Here is a 1,322-nt window from a genome sequence, read left to right on the forward strand (position 1 = left end):
ACCACGGCCAGCGCCTGGTTCATGGCATCGCTTTCGACATGCCAGCGGGCAAGGCGTGAGAGCTGCCAGTAATCATGCGTGTTTGTGGCCTCCGCCATCTTGCGGAGACCCAGGTTCAGCCCTTCTGCTAGCAGGACGTTGAGGAGACCGATCCGGTCGTCACACGTCACCCCGGTTCTCAGATGGGTGAAGGCGTCGGTGAAGCCGAGGGCGGCATCGACCTTGAGAAGGATGTCGGCGATCCGTACGGGCGGCATTCGGCGATAGAGATCGAGTATCAGGTCTTCAGCGCTGTCCGGAACGTCCGCCGTCAACCGGTCGATCCGCAAGGTCCCATCTGGTCGGCGCGGCCAGCCTGCGCGAGATTACGGGCCGGGGAAATTTCCGGGCGCCGAGGCCCATTTAGGGCCAGAAAAAAGAAGAGCGCAATCGTGAGCTAAAAGTGAAAAGGGTTGGGGTTGCCACTGCTGCTCCGTCGCGAGCTATCGGCGTAAATTTGGCTTGTCCGCCCGAACATAAAGGTTCGGCGCCGCCCCGACATCAATGAGCTCGATCCCAGGTCCAGACCTGCCGCAAAGAATCGAGAGAGCACCGCAATCGTCGCGGTCCTGTTCGACCGCCCCACCAAACCCTTCGACGAAGGCGACCTGCTGGTGCGCTTCAAGTTCCGCCCAGAAGCCGTCTGTCGCAACCAGCAGTGGCCGGTCGTCGAGTTGGATCGAATTCAGATCCGGAGCAATGAAGCGCTTCGAGCGGAAGCTACGCGTGAGCCTTTGCCGCGCGGGGTCCTTCGCGACACTCTCGATCACTACGGGCAGCAGCGGGTTGGCGAGCGTATGCGGCTGCATCAGCCATGCGATCCGTCGATCCTCGTTTAGTCGGCCTACGAGGCAATCGCCTGCATGCAACACCAGCGCTGGGCCCGTCTCTTCAAGGTGCAGAAGGCAGTAGCTGGCTGAATCGGTGCGAAAGTCTGTCGCGAGCGTCGCGTGGGTCATGCGAAGCTGGGCGATCGCGGTGTTGGCGGTCACCTCTTCAGTCCCGGCTACGAACCAGTCGACCATACGACGTGCAATCTCGCGCGCAAAATCGCCGCTGGCCGAACCCGACGTCGATCCATCGAGAACGATGGCCAGGACGGCGTCGCCGCGGATGCCTATGCCTGCATGGTCTCGGTTGTCGGCCGTCCGCGTTGGCGGCAATGCCACTGGATTTGCAAGGTCATGTCAGCGCGCTTCGAGGGTGCTGATCGCGATCAGCCGCTGGTAAACGATGTCGACACGGCCCGCCGGTCCGCGAATGTTTCCCTCAAGGAAATGGTC

1 protein-coding gene and 1 pseudogene are annotated in these 1,322 nt (G+C 61.8%); both read right to left on the reverse strand.

The window, feature by feature from the left end:
* Positions 1–338: pseudogene (locus EOA24_RS38140) on the reverse strand (Tn3 family transposase); the annotation flags it as partial.
* A 144-nt stretch (positions 339–482) separates the two neighbouring features.
* Complete coding sequence (locus tag EOA24_RS38145) at positions 483–1,208, reverse strand: hypothetical protein (protein ID WP_127410837.1); 726 nt, start codon at positions 1,206–1,208, stop codon at positions 483–485.
* Positions 1,209–1,322: the final 114 nt, after the last annotated feature.

The organism is Mesorhizobium sp. M2A.F.Ca.ET.039.01.1.1, from assembly GCF_003998035.1.
Lineage (GTDB): Bacteria > Pseudomonadota > Alphaproteobacteria > Rhizobiales > Rhizobiaceae > Mesorhizobium.